Source organism: Hymenobacter sp. BT491 (assembly GCF_014349165.1).
Lineage (GTDB): Bacteria > Bacteroidota > Bacteroidia > Cytophagales > Hymenobacteraceae > Hymenobacter > Hymenobacter jejuensis.
Genome location: NZ_JACSJJ010000001.1, coordinates 1,088,543 through 1,108,927, shown reverse-complemented (window position 1 = coordinate 1,108,927; position 20,385 = coordinate 1,088,543). Strand labels below are relative to the sequence as shown.

41 protein-coding genes are annotated in these 20,385 nt (G+C 56.6%); 38 read left to right on the top strand and 3 right to left on the bottom strand.

Annotated elements, in window-relative coordinates:
• Nucleotides 1–109: 109 nt before the first annotated feature.
• The gene (locus H9I52_RS04850) at nucleotides 110–367 is read left to right on the top strand and encodes a hypothetical protein (RefSeq protein ID WP_187452902.1); all 258 of its coding nucleotides are present in this window, start codon (nucleotides 110–112) and stop codon (nucleotides 365–367) included.
• 202 nt (nucleotides 368–569) lie between these two features.
• On the opposite strand, the gene H9I52_RS04845 is transcribed toward H9I52_RS04850, so the two are convergent.
• The gene (locus H9I52_RS04845) at nucleotides 570–2,186 is read right to left on the bottom strand and encodes a DUF4394 domain-containing protein (RefSeq protein WP_187452901.1); all 1,617 of its coding nucleotides are present in this window, start codon (nucleotides 2,184–2,186) and stop codon (nucleotides 570–572) included.
• 654 nt (nucleotides 2,187–2,840) lie between these two features.
• Between H9I52_RS04845 and H9I52_RS04840 the strand changes: the two genes are divergently transcribed.
• Nucleotides 2,841–3,356, top strand: coding sequence for a hypothetical protein (locus tag H9I52_RS04840; protein ID WP_187452900.1), 516 nt, complete (start codon nucleotides 2,841–2,843; stop codon nucleotides 3,354–3,356).
• 287 nt (nucleotides 3,357–3,643) lie between these two features.
• On the opposite strand, the gene H9I52_RS04835 is transcribed toward H9I52_RS04840, so the two are convergent.
• Nucleotides 3,644–4,255 (bottom strand): helix-turn-helix domain-containing protein, encoded by a 612-nt coding sequence (locus tag H9I52_RS04835; RefSeq protein ID WP_187452899.1) that lies wholly within the window; start codon nucleotides 4,253–4,255, stop codon nucleotides 3,644–3,646.
• 140 nt (nucleotides 4,256–4,395) lie between these two features.
• On the opposite strand from H9I52_RS04835, the gene H9I52_RS04830 reads away from it, so the two are divergent.
• The 24 genes from H9I52_RS04830 to H9I52_RS04715 all read left to right on the top strand — a co-directional run bounded on the left by H9I52_RS04830 (nucleotide 4,396) and on the right by H9I52_RS04715 (nucleotide 13,941).
• Nucleotides 4,396–4,626 (top strand): hypothetical protein, encoded by a 231-nt coding sequence (locus H9I52_RS04830; RefSeq protein ID WP_187452898.1) that lies wholly within the window; start codon nucleotides 4,396–4,398, stop codon nucleotides 4,624–4,626.
• Nucleotides 4,627–4,629: 3 nt separating this feature from the next.
• Nucleotides 4,630–4,797, top strand: coding sequence for a hypothetical protein (locus tag H9I52_RS04825; protein WP_187452897.1), 168 nt, complete (start codon nucleotides 4,630–4,632; stop codon nucleotides 4,795–4,797).
• A 5-nt stretch (nucleotides 4,798–4,802) separates the two neighbouring features.
• Nucleotides 4,803–5,036 carry a hypothetical protein gene (locus H9I52_RS04820; RefSeq protein WP_187452896.1) on the top strand — a complete coding sequence of 78 codons (234 nt, stop codon included), beginning with the start codon at nucleotides 4,803–4,805 and terminating at the stop codon, nucleotides 5,034–5,036.
• Between the two features lie 1,041 nt (nucleotides 5,037–6,077).
• Nucleotides 6,078–6,311 carry a hypothetical protein gene (locus H9I52_RS04815; protein WP_187452895.1) on the top strand — a complete coding sequence of 78 codons (234 nt, stop codon included), beginning with the start codon at nucleotides 6,078–6,080 and terminating at the stop codon, nucleotides 6,309–6,311.
• Nucleotides 6,312–6,346: 35 nt separating this feature from the next.
• On the top strand, nucleotides 6,347–6,565 hold the full coding sequence (locus H9I52_RS04810) for a hypothetical protein (protein WP_187452894.1): 219 nt from the start codon (nucleotides 6,347–6,349) through the stop codon (nucleotides 6,563–6,565).
• Nucleotides 6,566–6,567: 2 nt separating this feature from the next.
• Nucleotides 6,568–7,317 carry a KilA-N domain-containing protein gene (locus H9I52_RS04805; RefSeq protein ID WP_187452893.1) on the top strand — a complete coding sequence of 250 codons (750 nt, stop codon included), beginning with the start codon at nucleotides 6,568–6,570 and terminating at the stop codon, nucleotides 7,315–7,317.
• A 124-nt stretch (nucleotides 7,318–7,441) separates the two neighbouring features.
• Entirely contained in the window at nucleotides 7,442–7,804 is a 363-nt protein-coding gene (locus H9I52_RS04800) for a hypothetical protein (protein WP_187452892.1), read from the top strand.
• Nucleotides 7,805–7,868: 64 nt separating this feature from the next.
• Complete coding sequence (locus H9I52_RS04795) at nucleotides 7,869–8,144, top strand: hypothetical protein (protein ID WP_187452891.1); 276 nt, start codon at nucleotides 7,869–7,871, stop codon at nucleotides 8,142–8,144.
• Nucleotides 8,145–8,147: 3 nt separating this feature from the next.
• Entirely contained in the window at nucleotides 8,148–8,396 is a 249-nt protein-coding gene (locus H9I52_RS04790; protein WP_187452890.1) for a hypothetical protein, read from the top strand.
• 4 nt (nucleotides 8,397–8,400) lie between these two features.
• Nucleotides 8,401–8,832, top strand: a complete 432-nt coding sequence (locus H9I52_RS04785; RefSeq protein WP_187452889.1) for a hypothetical protein — start codon at nucleotides 8,401–8,403, stop codon at nucleotides 8,830–8,832.
• Between the two features lie 5 nt (nucleotides 8,833–8,837).
• The gene (locus H9I52_RS04780; protein ID WP_187452888.1) at nucleotides 8,838–9,083 is read left to right on the top strand and encodes a hypothetical protein; all 246 of its coding nucleotides are present in this window, start codon (nucleotides 8,838–8,840) and stop codon (nucleotides 9,081–9,083) included.
• Nucleotides 9,084–9,085: 2 nt separating this feature from the next.
• Nucleotides 9,086–9,262: a hypothetical protein gene (locus H9I52_RS04775; RefSeq protein ID WP_187452887.1), complete on the top strand. Its 177-nt coding sequence runs from the start codon at nucleotides 9,086–9,088 to the stop codon at nucleotides 9,260–9,262.
• Between the two features lie 31 nt (nucleotides 9,263–9,293).
• Nucleotides 9,294–9,455 (top strand): hypothetical protein, encoded by a 162-nt coding sequence (locus tag H9I52_RS04770; RefSeq protein ID WP_187452886.1) that lies wholly within the window; start codon nucleotides 9,294–9,296, stop codon nucleotides 9,453–9,455.
• Nucleotides 9,456–9,518: 63 nt separating this feature from the next.
• A complete protein-coding gene (locus tag H9I52_RS04765; protein WP_187452885.1) occupies nucleotides 9,519–9,887 on the top strand; it encodes a hypothetical protein in 369 nt (122 codons plus the stop codon).
• 148 nt (nucleotides 9,888–10,035) lie between these two features.
• Nucleotides 10,036–10,371 carry a hypothetical protein gene (locus tag H9I52_RS04760; RefSeq protein ID WP_187452884.1) on the top strand — a complete coding sequence of 112 codons (336 nt, stop codon included), beginning with the start codon at nucleotides 10,036–10,038 and terminating at the stop codon, nucleotides 10,369–10,371.
• 2 nt (nucleotides 10,372–10,373) lie between these two features.
• Nucleotides 10,374–10,577: a hypothetical protein gene (locus H9I52_RS04755; RefSeq protein WP_187452883.1), complete on the top strand. Its 204-nt coding sequence runs from the start codon at nucleotides 10,374–10,376 to the stop codon at nucleotides 10,575–10,577.
• 7 nt (nucleotides 10,578–10,584) lie between these two features.
• Nucleotides 10,585–10,899, top strand: coding sequence for a hypothetical protein (locus tag H9I52_RS04750; RefSeq protein ID WP_187452882.1), 315 nt, complete (start codon nucleotides 10,585–10,587; stop codon nucleotides 10,897–10,899).
• A gap of 5 nt (nucleotides 10,900–10,904) precedes the next feature.
• Nucleotides 10,905–11,378 carry an HNH endonuclease signature motif containing protein gene (locus H9I52_RS04745; RefSeq protein WP_187452881.1) on the top strand — a complete coding sequence of 158 codons (474 nt, stop codon included), beginning with the start codon at nucleotides 10,905–10,907 and terminating at the stop codon, nucleotides 11,376–11,378.
• Nucleotides 11,375–11,593, top strand: coding sequence for a hypothetical protein (locus tag H9I52_RS04740; protein WP_187452880.1), 219 nt, complete (start codon nucleotides 11,375–11,377; stop codon nucleotides 11,591–11,593). Before H9I52_RS04745 ends, H9I52_RS04740 begins: the two co-directional genes overlap by 4 nt.
• Nucleotides 11,586–11,795: a hypothetical protein gene (locus tag H9I52_RS04735; protein ID WP_187452879.1), complete on the top strand. Its 210-nt coding sequence runs from the start codon at nucleotides 11,586–11,588 to the stop codon at nucleotides 11,793–11,795. The genes H9I52_RS04740 and H9I52_RS04735 overlap by 8 nt, the downstream gene beginning before the upstream one ends.
• Nucleotides 11,792–12,469, top strand: coding sequence for an HNH endonuclease signature motif containing protein (locus tag H9I52_RS04730; protein ID WP_187452878.1), 678 nt, complete (start codon nucleotides 11,792–11,794; stop codon nucleotides 12,467–12,469). Before H9I52_RS04735 ends, H9I52_RS04730 begins: the two co-directional genes overlap by 4 nt.
• Nucleotides 12,453–12,848 (top strand): hypothetical protein, encoded by a 396-nt coding sequence (locus H9I52_RS04725; protein WP_187452877.1) that lies wholly within the window; start codon nucleotides 12,453–12,455, stop codon nucleotides 12,846–12,848. Before H9I52_RS04730 ends, H9I52_RS04725 begins: the two co-directional genes overlap by 17 nt.
• Before the next feature lie 14 nt (nucleotides 12,849–12,862).
• Nucleotides 12,863–13,396, top strand: a complete 534-nt coding sequence (locus H9I52_RS04720) for a hypothetical protein (protein WP_187452876.1) — start codon at nucleotides 12,863–12,865, stop codon at nucleotides 13,394–13,396.
• Entirely contained in the window at nucleotides 13,396–13,941 is a 546-nt protein-coding gene (locus H9I52_RS04715) for a dUTP diphosphatase (RefSeq protein ID WP_187452875.1), read from the top strand. The genes H9I52_RS04720 and H9I52_RS04715 overlap by 1 nt, the downstream gene beginning before the upstream one ends.
• 18 nt (nucleotides 13,942–13,959) lie before the next feature.
• On the opposite strand, the gene H9I52_RS04710 is transcribed toward H9I52_RS04715, so the two are convergent.
• Nucleotides 13,960–14,139 carry a hypothetical protein gene (locus H9I52_RS04710; RefSeq protein WP_187452874.1) on the bottom strand — a complete coding sequence of 60 codons (180 nt, stop codon included), beginning with the start codon at nucleotides 14,137–14,139 and terminating at the stop codon, nucleotides 13,960–13,962.
• Between the two features lie 90 nt (nucleotides 14,140–14,229).
• On the opposite strand from H9I52_RS04710, the gene H9I52_RS04705 reads away from it, so the two are divergent.
• From H9I52_RS04705 to H9I52_RS04650, 12 genes are all read left to right on the top strand, one after another.
• On the top strand, nucleotides 14,230–15,225 hold the full coding sequence (locus H9I52_RS04705) for a Lin1244/Lin1753 domain-containing protein (protein WP_187452873.1): 996 nt from the start codon (nucleotides 14,230–14,232) through the stop codon (nucleotides 15,223–15,225).
• Between the two features lie 4 nt (nucleotides 15,226–15,229).
• Nucleotides 15,230–15,649: a hypothetical protein gene (locus tag H9I52_RS04700; RefSeq protein WP_187452872.1), complete on the top strand. Its 420-nt coding sequence runs from the start codon at nucleotides 15,230–15,232 to the stop codon at nucleotides 15,647–15,649.
• The gene (locus tag H9I52_RS04695; protein ID WP_187452871.1) at nucleotides 15,649–16,770 is read left to right on the top strand and encodes a hypothetical protein; all 1,122 of its coding nucleotides are present in this window, start codon (nucleotides 15,649–15,651) and stop codon (nucleotides 16,768–16,770) included. The genes H9I52_RS04700 and H9I52_RS04695 overlap by 1 nt, the downstream gene beginning before the upstream one ends.
• Before the next feature lie 3 nt (nucleotides 16,771–16,773).
• A complete protein-coding gene (locus H9I52_RS04690) occupies nucleotides 16,774–17,067 on the top strand; it encodes a hypothetical protein (protein WP_187452870.1) in 294 nt (97 codons plus the stop codon).
• A gap of 40 nt (nucleotides 17,068–17,107) precedes the next feature.
• Nucleotides 17,108–17,455 carry a hypothetical protein gene (locus H9I52_RS04685; RefSeq protein WP_187452869.1) on the top strand — a complete coding sequence of 116 codons (348 nt, stop codon included), beginning with the start codon at nucleotides 17,108–17,110 and terminating at the stop codon, nucleotides 17,453–17,455.
• Nucleotides 17,456–17,488: 33 nt separating this feature from the next.
• Nucleotides 17,489–17,776, top strand: a complete 288-nt coding sequence (locus H9I52_RS04680) for a hypothetical protein (RefSeq protein WP_187452868.1) — start codon at nucleotides 17,489–17,491, stop codon at nucleotides 17,774–17,776.
• Nucleotides 17,773–18,054 (top strand): hypothetical protein, encoded by a 282-nt coding sequence (locus H9I52_RS04675; RefSeq protein ID WP_187452867.1) that lies wholly within the window; start codon nucleotides 17,773–17,775, stop codon nucleotides 18,052–18,054. The genes H9I52_RS04680 and H9I52_RS04675 overlap by 4 nt, the downstream gene beginning before the upstream one ends.
• Nucleotides 18,055–18,065: 11 nt before the next feature.
• Nucleotides 18,066–18,320, top strand: coding sequence for a hypothetical protein (locus H9I52_RS04670; RefSeq protein ID WP_187452866.1), 255 nt, complete (start codon nucleotides 18,066–18,068; stop codon nucleotides 18,318–18,320).
• Complete coding sequence (locus H9I52_RS04665; protein WP_187452865.1) at nucleotides 18,317–18,478, top strand: hypothetical protein; 162 nt, start codon at nucleotides 18,317–18,319, stop codon at nucleotides 18,476–18,478. The genes H9I52_RS04670 and H9I52_RS04665 overlap by 4 nt, the downstream gene beginning before the upstream one ends.
• The gene (locus tag H9I52_RS04660; RefSeq protein ID WP_187452864.1) at nucleotides 18,475–18,708 is read left to right on the top strand and encodes a hypothetical protein; all 234 of its coding nucleotides are present in this window, start codon (nucleotides 18,475–18,477) and stop codon (nucleotides 18,706–18,708) included. Before H9I52_RS04665 ends, H9I52_RS04660 begins: the two co-directional genes overlap by 4 nt.
• 76 nt (nucleotides 18,709–18,784) lie before the next feature.
• On the top strand, nucleotides 18,785–19,288 hold the full coding sequence (locus H9I52_RS04655) for a hypothetical protein (protein ID WP_187452863.1): 504 nt from the start codon (nucleotides 18,785–18,787) through the stop codon (nucleotides 19,286–19,288).
• A gap of 58 nt (nucleotides 19,289–19,346) precedes the next feature.
• Nucleotides 19,347–19,958, top strand: a complete 612-nt coding sequence (locus tag H9I52_RS04650) for a ParB N-terminal domain-containing protein (RefSeq protein WP_187452862.1) — start codon at nucleotides 19,347–19,349, stop codon at nucleotides 19,956–19,958.
• The last annotated feature ends 427 nt before the right edge of the window (nucleotides 19,959–20,385 follow it).

Sequence of the window (20,385 nt, the reverse complement as noted above, 5' to 3'; positions counted from 1 at the left end):
GCTCGATGCGCGGAATTTGAAAAAAGGAGGGGAGTTTTTCTAGCCCTAGTGCGGGGTTGGCAGTTTTGCCTATCTTCCGACGACAGGCAAAACCCTAACCACCAACGCGATGGAGCACAACCCTGCCGCCGCCAAGCACAACAGCTTTTACAAAGGCTTTCACATCCTGATTTTCGAGGAATACGGCTCCGAAGACGATCAGTACCGCTCGCACGCCTACGTCTACGACGGACAGGAACGCGAAATGCTCTACGAAGACGACGACGTGCAAATGCCCCTGGCCGACATCGTGGCCGGCATTCATGGTCGCATCGACGCCTTTCTGGCCCTGCCCCTGGAGCAGCAACAGCATCCGTACGTGATGTAGAACTGCCCACCACGGCAAGTGCGCGGCGGAAGCGGGCGGCTACGCTCCACAGAATCAGGTTGCGCAAGAAAACGGATAATACATAAATAATTGATAATCAATTATTTATGTATTTAAAATTAGGTTTTAAGTATTCCCGCAAACACCACCGCCCCGACGCATGCGCCGGGGCGGTGGTGTGTAAGAATAAAAAAGCCAGGCGTTAGAAGCCTAAGCCTACCGCGATATCACTGCTGAGGTAGCCTGTAAAGCCAAATGCCCCGCTGAGGGCCGTAGCCTGCCCCGTAGCCAAGTTGACGCTGTGCACCCGGCTTTCGCTGTTGCCAGTAAAGAACGCGTAGGCCGCATTGTTGGTGCGACCGATGGAGAAGCTGGTCAGGCCGGCATCGGTGACGCCCAGGCTTCCTACTGGCGTCAGCGCGCCAGAGGTTGTCGAAGGTTGCCGGTAGAGCTTTTGGTCGCGCCCAACAACGTAGAGATTGGCGCCCTTGTCATAGGCGGCGTCGGTCACGAAAGGCGAGCCGCCTGGGGTCAGCGGCGCATCCACCACCACGGTGCCATCCGTCGGGTTCATCCGGATGTTCTGCCCTTCGAAGCTGATGATGCGCACCCGATCCTCAGTGGGATTGAAGGTAAAGGCGGCTACTTCGCTGGTTAGCGGAAGGCCCATCGTGGCCACTAAGGTAGCCGCGCTCGTGGCTGCATCAAGGGTGTAGAGGCGGTACACGTAGGGGCTGGTGTGCTGACTGGTCAGGAGATACAATTGGCCCGTGGCCGGCCGGAAATCGATGCCGTCGAGGTACTCTTGGCCCGGCACCGCTAACCCTGTAGGGGTTTTGGTCACGGGGGCATCGGGCACGGCTGGGTCGGGCTGGGTATGCGGGCTGGTCGGATCGAAAATGCGCAGTGAGATCAGCACTCCCGTTCTGCCCGCAAAAAACGAATCCACGGTATACGCAACGGGCTGCGACGGCACGGCCAGGGCCGTGTAGCCGAGGCTGGCGCTGTATTGGGCCAGCGGCTGGGCTTTGCCCGTTTTCAAATCGACCGAGAACAGCGTGGGCAGCCCGTTTACCGGAAATAAGCCCAGCGCCGTGCCCGTCTTGACATCAATATCGAAGCCGCCGTCGCCGGTCACGCTTAGGCCCAGCGCTCCTACGGCCGTCAGCGTGCCCTCGTTGGGCGACGAAATCCGATACAGCTGTTGGTCGTGGGTGTTGATGGCGTAGAGCTCGGTGGTGGCCGCGCCCGCCCGGCTATTGGTATAGGCTACGGCCGTGAGTGTGGCGCCCTCGGCCCCGTTAATCAGGCCTTCGGTAGCCACTACGGCACCGGTGACCGGGTGCAGGCGCAGGTTCTGGCCCGTGCTCGTCACCACCCGAATGCGGTCGACGGTGGGGTTGAAGTCGAAGCCCACCAAATTGCCCGCTAAGGCCGGGGTGAAGGCACCGGAGCCCACAGCTCGGGCCGTACCGGTCTGCTGGTCAAGTACATACAAGCGACTAGTGCTACCCAGCCCGTAAAGCTGCCCCGTAGCAGGCCGGAAATCCATAGCCAGCAGCTTCTCTCCCGGCTGCAAGCCCGATATCACCACCGAGGCCGTCCGGCTGGCCGGATTCTTGGTCGAGTAGGCGTCGAGCCGCGTGCCGCCCGACAAGGCATAAAAGGGAATATCCAGCCCCAGGGACGGGTAAGTAGGGGTAGGTGTGGGTGCCGGGGCGTGGGGGAAGTATTGCTCTAAAATGTCCTCGCAGCTGGTCAGCGAACACAACAGCAACACTGCCACCAAGGCGGTGGTGAGGGAATAGCGTTTTTGCATATTACCAGTTTTTTATAATTAAATTTATAAAAACTTGAATTAGATTGATACAATAATACGGAACCGTCCTGCTTTAAGCCGACGGGTCTCACAATAATTTCAAGAAATTTTAGCGCCATCCGCAGCGACAGATGCAAATTCGGGCAGCTGCTATAGCAATGGCTTTTAGCATTTTGCTTGCCTAAGCCAAAATCTCGTCCGATAGAACTTTACGGTTACTTGGTGAGCCTGCTCAGAACTTGGCTTTTTCGAAACCATACCAATGCCGATAAGCCGGCCAGTGTCCGGAGCCGGCCGGCTTTCGTTATAGTTTGTGAGGAAACAGGCAGCCAGAGGGGCACACTGATGTGCTGGCGCGTGGCTCCCCGACTCCTGAACAGCTTGGCAAACGCCCCAGATCCGCCGTCCGAAAGTCGGCTACACCCTGAGGAAATTACTGAAATTCATTCGCTTCGGCAAACACTAGATTGTATTTTATACATAAAGCCTTGTTAGCTTTACCGGTCCGTTTACCCCTAAATTTTCAGTATAAATATGATTTTACGCTCCTTCTTAGCATTCCTGTGGATTGGCTTCTTGGCGGTATCCCCCATTTACGCGCAACAAACAAAAGAAGAATTCAAAGCGAAATTAGCCGCCTCTACCTGTGTAGTCTTGGAGAAGAAGATCCAGGAGCAGAACCTGACTTCCGTTACCAAAGATCAGTATACCAAGCTTTTAGTACAGTGCTTTACCCCTATTTTGGGCAAAGAGATCAAGGAGCTTCAGCGCCTGTATGGCGACAATGTTCTTTCCGACGCAAATCAGATGCGCCAAATAGGAACCGAGGTCGGAGCCGTGATGGCAGAGGACTGTCCGGCGTATTTGACTTTAGCGGGCATGCTATCCTCTTCCCCATCTTCTGCCGCTGCCACTACCGGCCAGACAGTTGGGCAATTGGGCAGCTTGCGAGGTACTTCGCTCGCTATGCTACAACTCACCGTCAATAGAGCCGAAAAAGCCGATTTTGTGTGGTTGAGCAAATTCCAGGGCGCAGAAGAGCTACTGCCTAAACTAGCTGCTCTGCAAGGCAAGCAAGCCCGAATCAGCTGGCAGGAAATTGAAGTTTATCAACCCGAGAAGAAGCAGTACACCAAGCTCCGCGAAATAACGGGGATTGAGCTGCTATAACTAAACCTTTTATTATCAATACGTTATCAAATAAAACCCCGCTTCCCAAAATAATGGGCGCGGGGTTTTATTTTGGAATTATGTGTTGGAAGATGCATCTATCGGCTGAGGTAAAAGGGTTGCGCCGCATTGCGACGCTTGCATAGCCCCGAAAAAACAAAAACCCCATTTGCAGTTTGCAAATGGGGTTTCGTGCAGAGAGGATGGGATTTGTTTTATTCCTCTAAGTGCTTCAATATTAGCAGCTTACCAAGGATAGAATGCTGTCAGTGTCCGGATCGGTGTCCTTACGCTGCTTCTTGCTCTTGGTAGAGGACAGTAACGGAGCCGACTGGAACCGTGAAGGAGTTGCCGTCCGGAGCAGTAAGGGAGAGTACGTTGTCCGTCACCATGCGGACCTCCCCGTACACTTTTACCTGCTCCGGTGGCGCAGCTTGCGCAGCCTTGCGACCGCCCTGCTGAAACCCTGCTTCCCGGCGCGCCAGTTCGGCCGCTGCGTTGCTACTGTCCTGCGACTTTCCCGGCAGGTCCGCTTTGCCGATGCTCGACAAGTAGAGACTCTTCCAGGTAAGCGCTTCGTTGCGCCAGTCTTCGCGTTGCTTTTTCAAGTCCGCTACTTCCTGCGGGTCGGCCGACAGACGCGGGCCGGGGGCACTGGCTTGAGGCGCTTTGCCTTCTCGTAGCATTGGCCCGTTGCCAGTCAGTAGCCAATCGGAGTTCACCTGCGGAAATGCAGCAACCAAGGTGGCGAGGATATCGAAGGACGGCGCGGTGCGGTCCGTTTCGATAGAGGAGAGGGTGGCAATCTTGAGGCCGGCGGCTTCTGCAAAAGCAGAAGCGGTTTTGTAGCCGAGGGACTCTCGAAACATGCGCACCCGTTTACCAGGGGTTGTTTCCATAAGAAAAGTATAACAAGTGTTGAATTTTCTACGTTTGTTTGTTATGTTTGCAATACAACAACCGGGCTTTACGCAAGTATCGCACTGCAAGTATATAACATTCGTAGAAATTTCAACGCTTCCACCTCATAATTTTCACAATGGCTAACAAGAAAGTCCTCCGGCGCGACGAGTACGATGCTGAAATTGACCGCATTGCCCCGTTCCTGCCCTCCAACTATGCGGGTATTATCTGCCACTACCGGCCCGATCTGGACAAGCGCCGCATCTGGAACGCCCGTCACAAGAAGGCAGTAGACTTTGATATCCTGTCGGAATTGAAGCGGGTGGCCCGCGAATCAGCAGCTGCAAAGCAACTTGTAACGGCTTAGGATATGAAGAAGCGCCTGAGAAAGAAGATGGGCAAGGGGGAGTTTACCTACACCCCGCACTATACGCCCGAACAATTAGCCGCCAACGCCCAAGCACGGGAACTGCTGATGCAGTCCATCGCAACACTAGGAGCTGACGAGTTTGTCCGACGCCTCAAAGCCTTGAAATAAGCCTTATGAAACGATTTCTAAAACGCTACTTCGACTTAACCCAATCGTGGGGTGTACCGGTTAATCGGACCTTCTTCTTTCGCCCGTGGAAGGAATTTTACTGCTACATCTGGCCGCAACGGTGTACACATTCGGCTGTGTTAAAGCCCGGCATATGGGTGGTGACGCAGGTAGATTACTTCTGGTTGAACATGGTCTACAAAGTGTACTACACGCGTCCCATGAACAGCAATGGCTAGCTGCACAATATGCGGCTCCAACAAGGTTGAGAACCGCGATTTGGGTCTCTGTGCTACCCATAACCGGGAACGAATAAAAGGCGAAAGGTCCGTGCTAGTCAAGGAGCGCAAGCCAATAGCCCAAATATCCGTCAAACGGGCCGCTGCCTTGAAAGACCGGGCCAAAGGGTATGCAGAAGTCAAGAAACAGCAAAGCCGGTGCGCCTGCTGTGGCACTTCTCAACGACTCACTCCCTCGCATGTATTGACGCAAAAAGCCTTTCCAGAGCACGCTAGAAACACCCGAAACATCATCGTGCTCTGTCAGACGGATCACGCAATATGGGAGCACGATAAGGCCAATTTCAAACTGATGTTCCCGGCCGTGTGGAAAGAGAAGATGCAGATCATACAGGAGTTAGAGCCTGCTTATTACGAACAGTTTAAAGTCAAACACAACCTGTAAGCCATAAAGCTCATGTACTCAGAATACTACCTAGACGGGCATGCCATCGTCAAATGCTTCATGTTTTCGCGGTGCCTGTGCACGGTTCGCATTGAAGGCCCTCAAAAACTGGCAATGGCCGATGCCCGGCGTGAATGCAAGGCGAGGGTAAAATACCTGCTCTCTCAAGCCAGGGGTTAAGCATGAACACTTTTCAACGCATCCTCGAAGGCGCCCGGTTTTTGAGCCGGGGTTACGAACTGGAAATATTGGTTTCGCTATCTGCCATGTCCCTCTTAATTACCTACTTGTTACGCCCTTAAAAGATGATTACTGAAATTTGTAGCATGATTCGCGCCGCGCAAGAAGGCGACACCGCCCGCGTGCTAGACGTAGCTAGGCTCTTAGCTGAAAACTTTCACAAAGCGGGCGACCACAACGAGGGCAACCGTTTGTTGCGGGCCTTGGGGGACTTGCCCCCTTCACAACACATGGTAATACTGGACACCTCACCGCAGGACGGCACGTGCCAGAACGAGTTCGGCCCCTGTGTGGCGCATTGTGGGCAGTGTAAGGGGCAATTGGCCAGGGTCGGCTAGAAAATTAAACCGGAAAGCATGAAAGAAGCCACTGATTACGTCCGCGAAGCCATTGCGCGCAACGCCGCATGGGAGTGCACGGGCACCGGCGCACCTTTGCTATCTGGCACTTGCACAATAGCCGCTGCCACAATGGCTGTAGCCGATGCGTTGGAAGAAATGAGGCAGGACCTGCAAGAAGGGATAGCCTACTGCGAGGAATTGAGCCGGGAGAATGACCATTTGAGAAGGCAATCGGCCTTGAATTCTTAAACCACCCAGATAAGGGGTATTTAAAACAAGTCACTATGAACCTGACCCTATTCAAAGACGAGCTACTGCCCGTCTACACCACCGACTTAGGAAATAAAGTAGTGCGGGCACGGGAGCTACACCAGTTCCTGGGTGTCAAGGAACGCTTCAAGTTGATGTTTCCCGACGTGTGGAAGTTGAAAATGGAGATCATGCAGGAGCTGGCCCCTGAGTACTACCAACAGTTTCAAGTTAAACACCCCAGCTTATTCTAGTTATGAACAACAAACTCAAAACCCTCGACTTTAACGGCACCGGCATTCAGTTTTCCGCAGATGGGTGGATTAATGCCACTGCTACCGTGCGCGACTTGGGCAAGGAAGGCCTTGACAACTTTCTGCGCAGCGCGACCTACTTAGAATATGCTACGGTGGTAGCCAAATCTAATTCCGTAGATATCACGGAATTAAAAGCAGCGCGCCGGGGCCGCTACGACTCGGGTACTTTTCTGCATCCTGAACTAGCGGTATTGTTCGGCCGGTGGATTTCGCCCGAGCTAGCGTACTGGTTGGACAAACAAGTGCCTGCCCTTATTCAAAAAGCCAAGGAAGCACCGCTACGGGCCGAGCAGGCCCGCACCAAGCGCCTGCAAAGGCTAGGCCGCCCAACGGAAGCCATTGTGCAGCGCAACGAAGGCGTCGGCAGCCGCAAGCTGTTCACGCGGCGGCTGGAACAGAATGGGGTACGTGGTTCGGGATTTGGGGATTGCACCCGCGCAATCTATACGCCGCTGTTTGGCGGGGGAACCGACGTAATTAAGAAGAACTACGGCTTGCCCGAAGGCGCGAGTGTACGTGACCACATGAGCGCCTTGCAGTTGGGAGCGGTAAGCCTGACCGAGCTATTGTCGGCCGAACGCATTGAAGAACAACGGGATTACGGCGTGTTGCAGTGTGAACGGACGTGCAATCAGGTGGCGCAGGAAGTGGCCAAACTCATTACAGACAACCGGCGCCTTTCTTCGTGATTATATTTTCTACGTTTGTTGATTAATCGCTTGACATTATCAACAAACGTTGTATATTTGACCACTACATTTGTTGAAAGCCCCAACCATACCTCTTCTATCACTCCCTAACCCTAGCTACCCCATGGATACCCCCGAAAAGTTTGAAGCCTGGGCCATACTCGAAATTATGGGCCATGTCAAGCTCGCTGGCAAAGTGAGCGAAACCGTCATTGCTGGCGCCCCCTTGCTGCGGGTGGATGTGCCCTCCAACGACAAGCACCCTGAATTCACGCGCTTCTACGGCGCTTCTTCCATCTACTGCCTGACGCCGGTTTCGGAAGAGGTTGCCACGATAGCAGCGAAGCGCATGGTGGTAAACCCAATCAACGTCTACATGCCCGAAATCCAACAACTCAAGCAGTTGGCGTCGGCTCCAGTAGATGACGACGACGACAGCCATTGGCCCAACGACGAAGAGGATTACGACGATTACGTCAACCGCTAAACAAAAAGCCGCTACCGGTGCAAACGGTAGCGGCCCTACTCAAACCACTTTCAACGACAAAGATATGGAACCTCTCACAACGACCGCTTCCCCCGCCCAGCCCCCGATGTGGCTGACCACCTCCACGGCCCGGCCCAAGTGGCGCATCAACCTTTCGGAAATGCGCCTGCTGACCTCCGTGCTGACCCGCCTCAACGCCTGGGCCCGTCCGACTGATGAAGTGAAAACCATCTGCGTGGTGGTGCAAGTCCAGTACCCGCACCTGGATTTACAGGACGAAGCCGGGGCCGTGCTGGAACGCCACCAACAGTTACACGCCCACGCTTTACGAGTCTGCTAAGCCATGACCAGCCCCGAAACCACCCGCTACCTCGCCCTGCTAGATGCTTTTGACGCGGTGCTGCATGCGCCGGATCACAGCAGCGCCCTGCAAGCCGTCGGCAAGCTGCGCGAACAAGCCTTTCAAGCGGATATCGCTGCCACCCAAGAACGCCGGGCCGCCCGCGCCCTCTCCCTGACCGACGACCAAGCCGCCCGCTACCATGTGATTGCGGAAGCGTGGTTTGAATCCCCTGAACCTGTAACTACTTAAGACTATGGCAACGACAGCACTATTAGAGAATTCCATTGACGCCATAAGCCACCGCGTTCGCACGCAGAGCAACTGGCACATTACCAGCGACCCGCAATACCTCGTGCGCCGCAAGGAGCGCATTTACGGGCTCAGCTTTGAATACGCACCGCAAACTACTTGGATTAATATCGAAGAAGGTGAAGAAGCCGCACAAGGGACGATTAACCTGCTGGAAGCCCGCTACCAGCGCGACGGCACCGACGAAACCGCCAACTACCGTCGCGTAGGCTACGCGGAGCGGGATGAGCATATCCAGTCCTTTTTCACGGAAGAGGCCGCCCGCGAGTTCATGAAACGCAACGAGCACCGCTACGGGCCAATGCACCTCTACGTGGATTCAGCCTACCGCAACCACGAGTGGCAGGCAGTACGCGAACACCTTTTAAACCGCTAACTGCCATGCTCTACGCCAGCGAATTCCGCCACGAAGCCAGCCGCATCCTTGCCGGCTTTCAACTGCCCGCCTTCACCTTGTCGGTCTCCATTGCGGCCCGCGACGAGGAGAGCGAGTCCTACTTTCTCAACGTGCAGATGCAGCCCCACCCGATTGCTATTTCCGGCGGCTGCGGCTACCGGGTACTCGATGGACTGCAAACGCACTTGGACGCCCTCTACCAGAAGAAAGAAGAAACCCTGGCCTTCTAGCTATGCCCGATACCGTCAAGCTGCTCAAAGACATCACGGAAGCGCTCAACACACCGGGGGCTTTCCAGAAAGACAAGAAGCTGGCCGCCCTGCGCTACACGACCCAGCACTGCCGAAACGCCGCCAAGCTGCAAGACCTCCTGAACCGGCTGCGCTACCTGCTGACCCAACCCGCTTAATCCTATTTCTCACCCTCTACCAGCTCTCGCCATGCACGACTACACCCCTGAGTACGAGTTCGATTACGAGTACCGGCCCTTCCCGCAAGAAGCGCCCGGCTTGTCCGACGGGCTGCTGGTCGCGGCCCTGGCGCTGGTAACGGTGGCGCTGGTCGTGTCGGCGGGGGCGCTGCTCTACTGCTGGCTTTCCTAAACGCAAACAGCCGCGGGGGTACGAGTCCCGCGGCCATTCAATTCAACACTAACAAGTACAAAGATGCAAGAAAAAACAGAGATAGAACGCGCCGAAGCGGTATTGAATGCCTTTCGTGCAAATGCGGAAACCCATGAGGGTGTATACGTCAGCAGCAAGGCGGCCTTGCGCATAACCGGCACGATAGACCGCCTCCGGGCTGCCTTGGCCGCGAAGGAAGCATGGCTTGACCCGAACAAAGGCCCGCGTTCGACATGGGAAGACGACACCCAGATTCTAACGCCAGTCCTGATTGCCCGCGAAGGGCGCGAACTGCCAGAGATGGGCTTCTGGTGTGACATGAACGACGAGTGGAAAGACTTCAACCTGAAGCGCATCTGGGACGATGAGGTCATTGGATGGCAGCCACTTCCAACCCCTCCCCATCCATGAAGGTCGGCCCCGTCGTCTCCCTCCGCTGCAGGTTGTCCGATCTGCTTACCCGCATCCGCCAACTCCATGCCGCGTCCTAAGCGAGCCGTGGGACTTCCCCCGCCTCCGAGCAATAGTCAGATTCATTCACCCTCTCCTTCTATTCGCTATGCCAACGATTAAAGAGCCTACCTGGCAAGATGTATTAAATACCCTGCAAACGCTCTCGCCTGAGCAATTACAACAACGCGCCATCTTCTGGATGGACAACTACAGCGGCACCGTTCAGACGCTGGATGTACTCGAAGCCCCCTTTGCCCTTTTCGATGACTATTACGAAGAGCTGCATATGGCAGATGTGCAGGACGGATACCCCGAACACTGCTTGCCAGCGGGCACAGTAATCCTGCGGGTAGAACCGGAGAATTTTCCGCCAGAGGTAATGGCTATGACCATTTCACACCTGAGCGAATCGCAATTAACTGGCCCTGAAGACGAAGAATAACCATGAACCACTTCACTCCTACTAGAACCATTGCCCGTCCCGAGCCGGATTACCACGGCTGCTACAACCACATGCAGGCCGACCGCACCCTGGAGCCTGCCCCGGCACCGGGTCTGTCGGAAGGGCTTCTCTACACCGCCTTACGCCTGCTGGCTGGCAGCCTGATTTTCTGGGCTATCGGTGAGGCTATCTCCTACTTCAAATAAGACGACCATGCAACTGTTCATCACCAAGAAAATCGGCAAGCGTTCCTACCCATTCGTTGTAGAAGGCGCTGACTTGCACGAAGCCGTCATGGAAAGTGAGCACCTGAGCTTCCCCGACGTGCCCTTTTGTGGCCTGTGCAACTCCGACAACCTGCGCCTGACGGCCCGTGTGGCACAGGGCTTTAAGTACGTGAGCATCAAGTGCGAGGCATGCCGGGCTGACCTGACTTTCGGCAAGACCAAGGCCGACGCCAACACTTACTTCCTGCGCCGCAACGACAACGGCGGGTTCGATTGGAAAGCTGCACCCTCACAAGAATAGGTGTTATGACGGCCGAGGAAAGATTCTGGACAAAAGTCCAAAAGACAGACGACTGCTGGCTGTGGACAAGCGGCAAACAAGCAGCTGGGTACGGTGCGTTTTATGCCAATGGGGAGAGCATAACCGCTCATCGGTTCAGCTTCGAACTAGCCAATGAACCTATCCCGCCCGGCATGTTTGTGTGCCACCGTTGCGACACGCCCGCCTGCGTAAATCCGGCTCACCTTTTTATTGGAACGCCGAAAGACAACGCCAAGGACATGGCCGCCAAGCGCCGAACTGGCAATCAGAAAAAGACGCATTGCCGCTATGGCCACGAGTACACGCCTGACAACACTCGGCTTTATACTTCGGAAAGCCGAGGCACGGAGCGCATTTGCAAAGTATGCAACCGGATTGTGTGCATGAATTTCTTTTGGCGCAAAACCGGGCGGCCAGAGATGCAAACAGTCCGCGTTAAATCCCCCGACGCGCAATGAGCAAGCCCTCCTACTCCAGCCAGATACCGGGCTCGCTGCGCCGGTTTCCCAAGCCCGAAAAACCCCTGCTAGACCGCGTTCTGGCCCGCGTGAAACAGGAAGCAAAAAGCCAAAACGAAGCCAGTTGGCGGGCCGCCTCGGTGGCCACCTTCGGGCAACTCAGCCGCTTGCGTCGGCAGATTCTGAAAACCAACCGCTTACCCGCTCATGACTGATCTCTCTCGTCAAACCCCCGTGCGGGTCATTTCCGGCAAGCACCGCCACCGCACGGGGTCAGTCGCCAACGGCCCCAGTGCCGAAGGACTCTACACCATCGCCTTAACCGAAGTACCCCACCCGTCGGGATTCGGGCCGCCCTTAAAAAGACGCATTGCCGAATCCTTTACGCGGGGTCAACTTGAAATCCTACCACAATGACGCGCCGCATGTTTACGGAAGCCGAACGGGCTTACATCGCCACCCACTACGAAACGCAGAACAGCGCCGAGATTGCCCTGGCGTTGGGCCGCACCCAGCAGAGCATCAAGCTCTACGTGCAGCGCAACGGCCTGAAGAAAGGAGGGGTAAGCCACACGCGCTTTCGGAAAGGAATAGTGCCGTGGAACAAAGGACTGAAAGGGTGGGCCGCACCGGGCTCCGAGAAAGGACACTTTCCCAAAGGCAACACCCCTCACAACGCCGTTGGCTATTATGATGGCATTGTTACGGTTCGGCAGAAGAACGACGGTGACCCGCCCTACAAGTACCGGCGCATGGGCAAAGCCCGCTGGGTGCTCAGCCATCGCTACAACTTTGAACAAGCAAACGGCCCGATTCCCAAAGGGCATGTGCTGCGCTGCCGGGACGGCAACACCTTAAACGACCAACCCGAGAACTGGGAGCTGGTTACCCGCCAGGAGAACGCCGCCCGCAACGCCATTCACGGCGAGCACCGAGCCAGCCTGCTCTTGAGCGATGCCTACGTAGTCGGCACCCTGACCAAAGGCAAGCCCGAACTACGGCCCCACGTAGCGGCCCTTCCCCATCTCATCGAAACCCAACGCTTACGCATCACCCTCAACCGCACGATCCGCCATGAATTGGAAAAATAAACTCGCGCTGATGGTCGGCAAGACCTACCTGCGCAACGGGGAAGAAACCACCATCCTCTCTTTCAAGGAAGCCAACGGCTCGGTCAAGATCAAAACCACGGGCCGCGACTACGACAAACACCCCGACCAGATGCCCGCCTTCCTGGACATCTTCCTGCCGCTGGAAGGCAGTCAGAATGAATCCTTGCCCGTCGCCGCGAGCGTGTCAGCGCCTTCCAAGCTGCAAAAGATGCAGGACGCCCTGATGCTGGCTCTGGACAAAGTACAAGAAGACGCGGACTACATCGGGCAGGCCGAGCAAGTCAGCAAGCTCGTGCAAACGGGTATCAACCTGGCCAAGCTCGAACTTGACGCCATCCGGCTTTCCACTCCCCGCTAATCTTTCCTTTGGATATGAATTTACCTACCACTGTCAACACCTGGGCGCCCGAAGAACTCGCCCGCTTTACCGACCTCTACCCCCACGCCGCTACGGCCACGCTGCTCGAACACTTCCCCGGCCGCAGCGAGGCATCCTTGGTGCGCAAAGCCGGCAAGATCGGCCTCTACAAGACCAAAGAAACCCTGTCGGCCGCCGGCCGCGTCGGCAACCAGGCCATCCGCGAGCGCGTGGCACGGGGCAAAGCCCAGCCCAAACCTGCCAAAGTAGCCAAACCTCCAAAGCCCGCGAAAGTGATGGTAGCCAAGCCCAAACCCACTCCCAAACCCGTGGTAGCCAAGCCCGACCATAGAGCGCCCAAACGGGTGGCGATGGGACTCAAGGAAGTCTACAAAACCAAGCCCGCCCGCGCCAAGATTGCCGAGTTCCTGAAAGAGCAAGGCCCGTCCTCCCTTGAATGGAAGTGGTACGAGAAAAACACGCGTCCTGGGATGCCGCGCCTCGTGATCGAATCCGTCTCCCACCTCCAACGCTTAGCGGCTGCCTAATGGAACGCGACATCACAAGGGCCGTGGATTGCACGGTCAAGATTCAACTCCTGCACCCCGACGCAGTACTCCCCCACAAAGCCAACCCACTGGATGCCTGTTTTGACGTGGTAGCGGTTAGCCGGAACGTAACGGAAGACTACATCGAGTACGGACTAGGCTTTGCCACGGAATTCCCCGAAGGCTGGCAGGGGCTGTTCTACGCCCGTTCCTCGGTCAGCAACTACTCCTTGATGCTCAAAAACGGGGTCGCCATCATCGACGCCGGGTATCGGGGCGAATGGAAAGCCCGCTTTTACCGCACTGCCATCGCGCGCGAAGTGCCCGTGGGAGGATGGGTGTGCGGGCAACCCACGTTGACGAAAACCGAGTTACAGCCCGGCTTCAACACCTATAAGATAGGCGACCGCATCGGCCAAATCCAGTTCCAGCGGGTGCCGCAGGTGCTGTTTGAAGCCGTGGACAGCCTCTCGGATTCGGTGCGGGGCACGGGCGGGTTTGGCTCGACTGAATGCAAGGTGACCGCTGCCGTTCCCCTCTCCTAGCCCCCTCTCCCCCGCTACTTAGGTGGTGGGGGAAGGAAGGACGATGAAGTAAATGCCGTCGATTTCTACGTGCTCCAGCTTGCCCTCTTTGATCAACTGGTAAATGTAGCCCACCGCCACGCCGGTCTTCTTCCGGCCGGGATAGTTGCGGGCGTAACGGGCGACGGATTGAAGGCGATCGGTATCGACTATCGGCATGGGATGGGGTGCTTGACCCCGCGAAGGTAAACTTTTCACTTGAAAGGTTTGAAGTTTACTGTAAAGGTAATATCTTTGAAGTAAGTAACAATGGAATCTACTGTGAAAGACGCCTATTGGTTTCAGCACGACAGCAATGCCCAGCACGACGAGCGCGTGTTGGAACTGCGGGCGGAATACGGGTGGGAAGGCTACGGCTTGTATTGGGCCTTGGTAGAGAAGATGCGCGACGCCCCCGACTACCGTTTGAGCATGGCTACGTTGGGCGGTCTGGCTGCCGGCATGGGTGTTTTAAAGCCATTGTTGACGGGCATCATTACCCTGTCCTGTCAGCACGGCTTGTTTGCGCTGGAACAGGAGTCGGCTTACTTTTTCTCCCCTTCTCTGCGCCGCCGCATGAGCCAGTGGGACGAGAAGAAAGCCGCCCTGTCAGAAGCCGGAAAACGGGGTGTGGAACGCAAAAAAGCCCTAAAAGACGCAGCCGCCCTTGCCCAAAAGCAAAGGGAGCTTGAAGCCACCCTTAAGCCACCCTTAAACGACCCTGCCACTTTTCTAAGCACAGTACATAACAATACAATAGAGAAGAAAGAAGAAGGGACGTCTTCGCCGGCCAGCCAGGAAGAACCTGCCGCCGAACAGGCAGAACCCACCCCCTCTAAAAGCCAGACGCCCGCCAAAGTAATCTCGTTTGCCGAGCAAGACCCCGACGCCGTGCCGGCCGATGAATGTCGGATTTTCGAGCCGACCGTGTTCGCCTCCGTGCTCAAAGACATTGGCTACGCCTACGTCGATCACGAACACTACCGCCGGCAGATTCTAGCCGATGTACGCGACAAGAACATGCTGGCCCCGGCCCGCACCTTCCGCAAGTACATCACCACCTACCTCAACAACGACAAGCTGGCTGAAAAGCTCATGCTGCCCAGCGAACACCCGATCGGCGCCGCACCCCAACACCCCGACGCCTTGCCTACCCAAGCCGACTACAACCAAGACTTTATCACCCAGCAAGAACGACAGCGCCAACAGGCGTTTGCCGATCGCATGCAAGGGTATGCTTCCAAAGCTCACCAGATAAACGGCTAACGCTATGCCCACCGTGCGTCCCTACGACCCCGAAGCCTTAACGGTCCTCAAAGCCTTTGGCGAAGACGAGGCCAAGAAACTTGCCCGCCTGCTGCACCGCAAACAGGAACGCATTGAGGAATTGCGCGGCAAAGAAGACGTGAGCGAAGCCGACTACAAGGCCGTGCAGGCTATCGAGCGGGAAATCGAAACCATTGTGGCCTTCGCGCAAGCCTATAAGCAGATTTTCGACCAATACGAGTCGGAGTCGGAGAGCCGCTGGGCCATGATTCAGTTGCAGGACCAACGCTGCCGGGCGCTGAAACAGAAAGCCGACGAAGCCGAGCGGCAAGCCAAGCAATGGGCCAAGCAATTCGAGGACTTGGCCGAAACCTTCCAACAGTACGTGCGCCGGGGCATCGATCAACAAAACAAAGCCGCCTAATGGACTTCGAGGCCTTAATCAACCCCAAAACCGCCGCCCAACCCAAGCCTGCGGTCAAGTTACACGAAGGCGGGCTTTCCCCGCTGTCGGCCATTCAGCCGCTAGACGACGCGGCCTGGGCCTTGATGCAGCTGCAACACCGCATCGGCAAGGAGCGCGGGGAAACCACCCACATCAAGGAGCTTGACCCGCACTTCACCTGGAAAAAGGAATACTTCAACGTGTTCACCGGCTGGCCGGGGGAAGGCAAGTCGGAACTCGTGCGCCAACTGCTGCTGCTGCGGGCTGTGTTCGCGGGCAAGAAAACGGCGATCTACCCGCCCGAAGACATGCCCGCCAACGAAGTATACGACTCGCTCATTCACTCCTTAACCGGCATGAGCCCCGACCCGACATGGCAGAACTTCATTCCCATGAAATACTACCAACGGGCAATGGAGTTCATTCGGGAGCACTTCTACGTGGTGTATCCGCAGAAAGGGCAGGGCAAGACCTTGGAGCACCTGCTCAGCTACTTCGAGGCGGCCATTGCCAAGTACGGCACGGAGCATTCGGTAATTGACCCATACAACAAGCTCGACCACAGCCGCATGAACAAGATGGGCGGCATCGAATCCTACGCCGGGGCCATGCTGGATATTTGCACGTCGTGGACGGTGGACACCAAGCAAAGCCTGACCATGACAGCCCATCCGAAGCGGTTGGAAGGCATGCGGTTTGGGCAGAAGCGGCCCGTACCCGACGGCACGAGCATTTCGGGCGGGCAGATGTGGGAGAACATGCCGCACGTCATCGGAGCCGTGTACCGCCCCTTTCGACACGAGCGCAAAAACGACCCGCGGGTCGCTATCTACATCCACAAAGTCAAGAGCAACAAGCTCGTCGGCTTGCCCGGCAGCATCGGGGAAGACACCGAAAACCCTGACGTGGCGATTGAATACGATTGGCGCACGGCCCGCTATAAGTTCAACGGCGTGAGCCCCTTAGATGATCCGTTGGTGCAAGCCATCTACGCGCCGGAACTAGTCTACGAACGCCCAAAAGCCATCGTGCGGGCACCCAACACCTTCCCGCCTTCTGACTTTGAATCTACCCCCAAGCCTACTAACGCTCCCCTTTAAGCCATGAACTTCACTCCCAGCCAAGAACTACGGATGGCGCTGTTGGTACGCGACTTCTTTGTCTGCGCCGGGGCCATCTATCCTCATGCCCACGTCTGGTCCTGCGAGGATTGGAGCGAACAGGGCCGGGTGCTGGACCTCTATAGCAGCGGTATTGCCATCTGCCAACAGCCCTTGGCCGCGTATCCCGACCAAGGGCCGACCCACTACGCGGCCCTGCGCTTTGACTCCGAGGCCGACCTGCTTGCGCAACTCGATGCCATCGGCTACGCGGACCGACCCGGCCGTGCTGTCTAACCACCCTCTGATTTTTAGCCTACTAACGCTCCCTTCTGATATGAACAAGCCTATTCGCACCCAAGACTTTTACTCGCTTGCCCAACTAGAAGGCTTGTTGGCCTCTGATGGGCTGACTGTAGAGGATGCCCGGCAATTACTTCAAGATACGCCCAATCCAGACTGCCTCTCCAACGCCGAAGCCGACTGCCTGTGCTTTGCCGTGCGCTACGCCCTGAACAGGCCCGAAACCACGGCCCCTTTGACCGTTGCCCTTGAAGTGGTGCGGGTATGGCACCGCTTGCAAGGCTGGCACCGCAAGCAGCTACAGAAAGAAGTGTTGGAAACCGCCAACCGCCCCAAAATCTGGCAACGGGTGCTGGACATGGACCTTGACCTTCCCTACTAACCACTGCCCCTTCCTCTCCTTTTTATTTCTGCTATGAGCCAAGAACCCATTCGACTCCTGTTTACCAACGAAGACTTAGGCCATTCTTTCGATGATGACTATCAGGCTCTTGCCTTGATTGCCCGCGTGGCCAAGAAAGAATGGGTCTTGCACAAAGACTTCGATACCGGAGCTATTGGCGGAAGTTGCCGAGAACAAACCGGCCAATCAGAAATCCCATCCCTCTACCAAAAGTGGCGCTACGTGTACTTGCTAGACAGTCGAACCTATAGCACCCTTTACCATGTGCTCGATGCTTTCCTGAATACTGAAGCTCCATGACCGACGCCTACAAAGCCCAGCTAGAAGCCCTGGGAGCCAAGCCGAAGGGAAAGACACCACCCACCGCCCGAACGTCGCCTGCGCCGCCTAAAACCCCGCAAGAACGCCGGTATCTGCCCAAAGACCACGGCAACCCCGCTCCCCCTCCCCTGAAACGCTACGCCGGACAGGACACCGACCAGCTCCAGGTACGCCGCTACGCCGGTCTTACCCCCGAAGAAGCCCACCGCCTCGATACCCTCGCCGCCGAGTTACAGCAGAACCGACAGCAGCCCTAACCCCAACCGATATGAAAGCCTTGGAAGAAATAGAGGACGAGCTAGCGGAAGCCTACGCAGCCTTTCACTACTCGCAGCTCAAAACTTGGACGCTGGAGCAATTACTGACCCGCAAGGAAGAAATCACGCACCTACGCGACCGCCTGACTGCTACCTACGGCAAGGCCGCTGATGCCGCCATTGGAACGTTGCTCTGCGAATACTACGACCTAGACGACGAAGTGGAAATCAGATCCTTCCAAGCCACACTACAGCCCCAAGTATGACCCACGACCTCGACTTCCTCTGCCACGCCTGCTACAACGTAGCCCTGTTCCTGCTTGTCTGCATTGTGCTCTACCAAGCCCGGCAACGACGGTTAGACCAGCAGCAGGTAGCACGGGAACGGCAGATGCAGCGGCAAACCACTTCAACCAAGTTATGAGCGACGCTACGTTCTACGCCGTATTCGGCACCGTGATTCTGGGCCAGATGGTCTGCCTGTCCTACCTCTACAGCGAATGGCAGAAGACCAAGCGCATGATCGTTCAGCGCCGGCAGGAAAGCTTGTTGTGGGAGGCCAAGATCCGCTTGAAGGAAGACGAGTATGCCTACTTACGAGGGGAAGACCCGAACGAGTTGTTTCCCCACCGTCGGCAAAAGAATAACACATAAAACCTTGATAATCAACGAATTATACTTGTGAAGTTGGGAAGAAGTTTGTATTTTAGCCAGACCTAAGCCGCCCTCTATGCTCGATCCTAACGCGTTCCACGGGGCGCCCCGCTCCTTCTTCACCCCCCAACCCCAGCCCGCCCGCGTGGTGGAAGTGCCCCCGGCCCCGGTGCTGCCCCCGTCCGACGCTACCCTGTCCGTCTCCCTGACCCGCCGCGTGTATCTGACGACGGCTTTGTTGCTCTACCTCGACGCCCAACTGAAACTCGCCGGTCTGCCCTTGGTCAAGCACGGCACGACCCTGGACTTGCTTCAACCCGCCAAAGGCCGCCCGTACTGGGTCCTGGATACCCAGCCCAACGTCGGCTCCCCCCTGACCCACACGCGCCACACCCGGCCGGTCTTCACCACCAACGCCCACGTGAGCCGCCAATTCCTGGTGGGGCCGGGCAAAAACCAGCACGGGGCGCAAAAGCTCGACGTGCGCTCCACGGTCAAACTCTCCCTGTTGCCCGACCAGCCCGACGCGGCCAAAGGCCAGTTCCGGTTTGCCCAGCCCCCCAGGCGGCGCTTCTCGTAAACACGTTTCGGCGGGGCCTCCTCTGCCGCGGGCTGGGTCGGGAGTAGCTTTGGAGAGTATGGCAGCCGAACTCGTCCCCATTGAGCAGGTCAAGCTCAACGACCACAACCCCCGTCTGATCAAAGACGACCGCTTTGCCCAACTCGTGAAGTCCTTGCAGGAGTTTCCCGAGATGCTGCACCTGCGGCCCTTGGTCGTGGACGAAGACGGCGTGGTCTTGGGTGGCAACATGCGTTTACATGCACTCTTGCACCTGAAGCACACTGAGGTGCCCATTACGCGGGCCTTGGGATTGACGGAAGAGCAGAAGCGCGAGTTCGTGATTAAAGACAACGGCTCCTTTGGCGCGTGGGATTGGGATACGCTCTCGTCCGGCGATTGGCCCGATGCGGCTACCCTGAACGAATGGGGCGTGGATGTGCCGAAGGAATGGGCAGACATCGAGCCGGAACTATTGGATGATATAGCCCTGCCCGACGGTGAGAAGCCAGGGTTCGGGCAAATCACTTTTATCCTCACCGACCTGCAAAAGCAGGAAGTAGAAACGGCTATCCAACTAGCCAAGGCCGAAGAGCCCGCCGATTTTGAAGGGACGGGCAATGATAACAGCAACGGCAACGCCCTTGCGGCGATTATCGCAGAGTACCTGAGCGCCCGCAATGGAGATTAATGTAAAGGACATACGCGTGGAGCGGATTGACACCAAAAGTGCCATTGCCTTCGTGCGCCGTCACCATTACAGCGGGAAGGTTGTTAATAACCCGCAGTTGCACTTCGGGGCCTTCCTCGCGGGCAAGTTGCATGGGGTAATGTCATTCGGCCCCCCGATGGATAAAAGCAAGGTCCTTGGCCTAGTGGAAGGCACGGGCTGGAATGAAATGGTGGAGTTGAACCGGATGGCCTTCGACAACTACCTGCCGCGCAACAGCGAGAGTCGGTGTATTGCCGTAGCCCTTCGGCTGCTGCGCAAGCATTGCCCTCATATCAAGTGGGTGTTATCCTTTGCCGATGGGGCGCAATGTGGCGACGGGACGATATACCGCGCTGCCGGCTTTGCCCTCACTAAGGTTAGCCCCAACGGCTCGCTTTATGAGTTC

Excerpts from the sequence above, each read along its gene's own strand:
- H9I52_RS04850 (WP_187452902.1), top strand. The coding sequence starts at position 110 with ATGGAGCACAACCCTGCCGCCGCCAAGCACAACAGCTTTTACAAAGGC.
- H9I52_RS04845 (WP_187452901.1), bottom strand. The coding sequence starts at position 2,186 with ATGCAAAAACGCTATTCCCTCACCACCGCCTTGGTGGCAGTGTTGCTG.
- H9I52_RS04835 (WP_187452899.1), bottom strand. The coding sequence starts at position 4,255 with ATGGAAACAACCCCTGGTAAACGGGTGCGCATGTTTCGAGAGTCCCTC.
- H9I52_RS04830 (WP_187452898.1), top strand. The coding sequence starts at position 4,396 with ATGGCTAACAAGAAAGTCCTCCGGCGCGACGAGTACGATGCTGAAATT.
- H9I52_RS04825 (WP_187452897.1), top strand. The coding sequence starts at position 4,630 with ATGAAGAAGCGCCTGAGAAAGAAGATGGGCAAGGGGGAGTTTACCTAC.
- H9I52_RS04820 (WP_187452896.1), top strand. The coding sequence starts at position 4,803 with ATGAAACGATTTCTAAAACGCTACTTCGACTTAACCCAATCGTGGGGT.
- H9I52_RS04815 (WP_187452895.1), top strand. The coding sequence starts at position 6,078 with ATGAAAGAAGCCACTGATTACGTCCGCGAAGCCATTGCGCGCAACGCC.
- H9I52_RS04810 (WP_187452894.1), top strand. The coding sequence starts at position 6,347 with ATGAACCTGACCCTATTCAAAGACGAGCTACTGCCCGTCTACACCACC.
- H9I52_RS04805 (WP_187452893.1), top strand. The coding sequence starts at position 6,568 with ATGAACAACAAACTCAAAACCCTCGACTTTAACGGCACCGGCATTCAG.
- H9I52_RS04800 (WP_187452892.1), top strand. The coding sequence starts at position 7,442 with ATGGATACCCCCGAAAAGTTTGAAGCCTGGGCCATACTCGAAATTATG.
- H9I52_RS04795 (WP_187452891.1), top strand. The coding sequence starts at position 7,869 with ATGGAACCTCTCACAACGACCGCTTCCCCCGCCCAGCCCCCGATGTGG.
- H9I52_RS04790 (WP_187452890.1), top strand. The coding sequence starts at position 8,148 with ATGACCAGCCCCGAAACCACCCGCTACCTCGCCCTGCTAGATGCTTTT.
- H9I52_RS04785 (WP_187452889.1), top strand. The coding sequence starts at position 8,401 with ATGGCAACGACAGCACTATTAGAGAATTCCATTGACGCCATAAGCCAC.
- H9I52_RS04780 (WP_187452888.1), top strand. The coding sequence starts at position 8,838 with ATGCTCTACGCCAGCGAATTCCGCCACGAAGCCAGCCGCATCCTTGCC.
- H9I52_RS04775 (WP_187452887.1), top strand. The coding sequence starts at position 9,086 with ATGCCCGATACCGTCAAGCTGCTCAAAGACATCACGGAAGCGCTCAAC.
- H9I52_RS04770 (WP_187452886.1), top strand. The coding sequence starts at position 9,294 with ATGCACGACTACACCCCTGAGTACGAGTTCGATTACGAGTACCGGCCC.
- H9I52_RS04765 (WP_187452885.1), top strand. The coding sequence starts at position 9,519 with ATGCAAGAAAAAACAGAGATAGAACGCGCCGAAGCGGTATTGAATGCC.
- H9I52_RS04760 (WP_187452884.1), top strand. The coding sequence starts at position 10,036 with ATGCCAACGATTAAAGAGCCTACCTGGCAAGATGTATTAAATACCCTG.
- H9I52_RS04755 (WP_187452883.1), top strand. The coding sequence starts at position 10,374 with ATGAACCACTTCACTCCTACTAGAACCATTGCCCGTCCCGAGCCGGAT.
- H9I52_RS04750 (WP_187452882.1), top strand. The coding sequence starts at position 10,585 with ATGCAACTGTTCATCACCAAGAAAATCGGCAAGCGTTCCTACCCATTC.
- H9I52_RS04745 (WP_187452881.1), top strand. The coding sequence starts at position 10,905 with ATGACGGCCGAGGAAAGATTCTGGACAAAAGTCCAAAAGACAGACGAC.
- H9I52_RS04740 (WP_187452880.1), top strand. The coding sequence starts at position 11,375 with ATGAGCAAGCCCTCCTACTCCAGCCAGATACCGGGCTCGCTGCGCCGG.
- H9I52_RS04735 (WP_187452879.1), top strand. The coding sequence starts at position 11,586 with ATGACTGATCTCTCTCGTCAAACCCCCGTGCGGGTCATTTCCGGCAAG.
- H9I52_RS04730 (WP_187452878.1), top strand. The coding sequence starts at position 11,792 with ATGACGCGCCGCATGTTTACGGAAGCCGAACGGGCTTACATCGCCACC.
- H9I52_RS04725 (WP_187452877.1), top strand. The coding sequence starts at position 12,453 with ATGAATTGGAAAAATAAACTCGCGCTGATGGTCGGCAAGACCTACCTG.
- H9I52_RS04720 (WP_187452876.1), top strand. The coding sequence starts at position 12,863 with ATGAATTTACCTACCACTGTCAACACCTGGGCGCCCGAAGAACTCGCC.
- H9I52_RS04715 (WP_187452875.1), top strand. The coding sequence starts at position 13,396 with ATGGAACGCGACATCACAAGGGCCGTGGATTGCACGGTCAAGATTCAA.
- H9I52_RS04710 (WP_187452874.1), bottom strand. The coding sequence starts at position 14,139 with ATGCCGATAGTCGATACCGATCGCCTTCAATCCGTCGCCCGTTACGCC.
- H9I52_RS04705 (WP_187452873.1), top strand. The coding sequence starts at position 14,230 with ATGGAATCTACTGTGAAAGACGCCTATTGGTTTCAGCACGACAGCAAT.
- H9I52_RS04700 (WP_187452872.1), top strand. The coding sequence starts at position 15,230 with ATGCCCACCGTGCGTCCCTACGACCCCGAAGCCTTAACGGTCCTCAAA.
- H9I52_RS04695 (WP_187452871.1), top strand. The coding sequence starts at position 15,649 with ATGGACTTCGAGGCCTTAATCAACCCCAAAACCGCCGCCCAACCCAAG.
- H9I52_RS04690 (WP_187452870.1), top strand. The coding sequence starts at position 16,774 with ATGAACTTCACTCCCAGCCAAGAACTACGGATGGCGCTGTTGGTACGC.
- H9I52_RS04685 (WP_187452869.1), top strand. The coding sequence starts at position 17,108 with ATGAACAAGCCTATTCGCACCCAAGACTTTTACTCGCTTGCCCAACTA.
- H9I52_RS04680 (WP_187452868.1), top strand. The coding sequence starts at position 17,489 with ATGAGCCAAGAACCCATTCGACTCCTGTTTACCAACGAAGACTTAGGC.
- H9I52_RS04675 (WP_187452867.1), top strand. The coding sequence starts at position 17,773 with ATGACCGACGCCTACAAAGCCCAGCTAGAAGCCCTGGGAGCCAAGCCG.
- H9I52_RS04670 (WP_187452866.1), top strand. The coding sequence starts at position 18,066 with ATGAAAGCCTTGGAAGAAATAGAGGACGAGCTAGCGGAAGCCTACGCA.
- H9I52_RS04665 (WP_187452865.1), top strand. The coding sequence starts at position 18,317 with ATGACCCACGACCTCGACTTCCTCTGCCACGCCTGCTACAACGTAGCC.
- H9I52_RS04660 (WP_187452864.1), top strand. The coding sequence starts at position 18,475 with ATGAGCGACGCTACGTTCTACGCCGTATTCGGCACCGTGATTCTGGGC.
- H9I52_RS04655 (WP_187452863.1), top strand. The coding sequence starts at position 18,785 with ATGCTCGATCCTAACGCGTTCCACGGGGCGCCCCGCTCCTTCTTCACC.
- H9I52_RS04650 (WP_187452862.1), top strand. The coding sequence starts at position 19,347 with ATGGCAGCCGAACTCGTCCCCATTGAGCAGGTCAAGCTCAACGACCAC.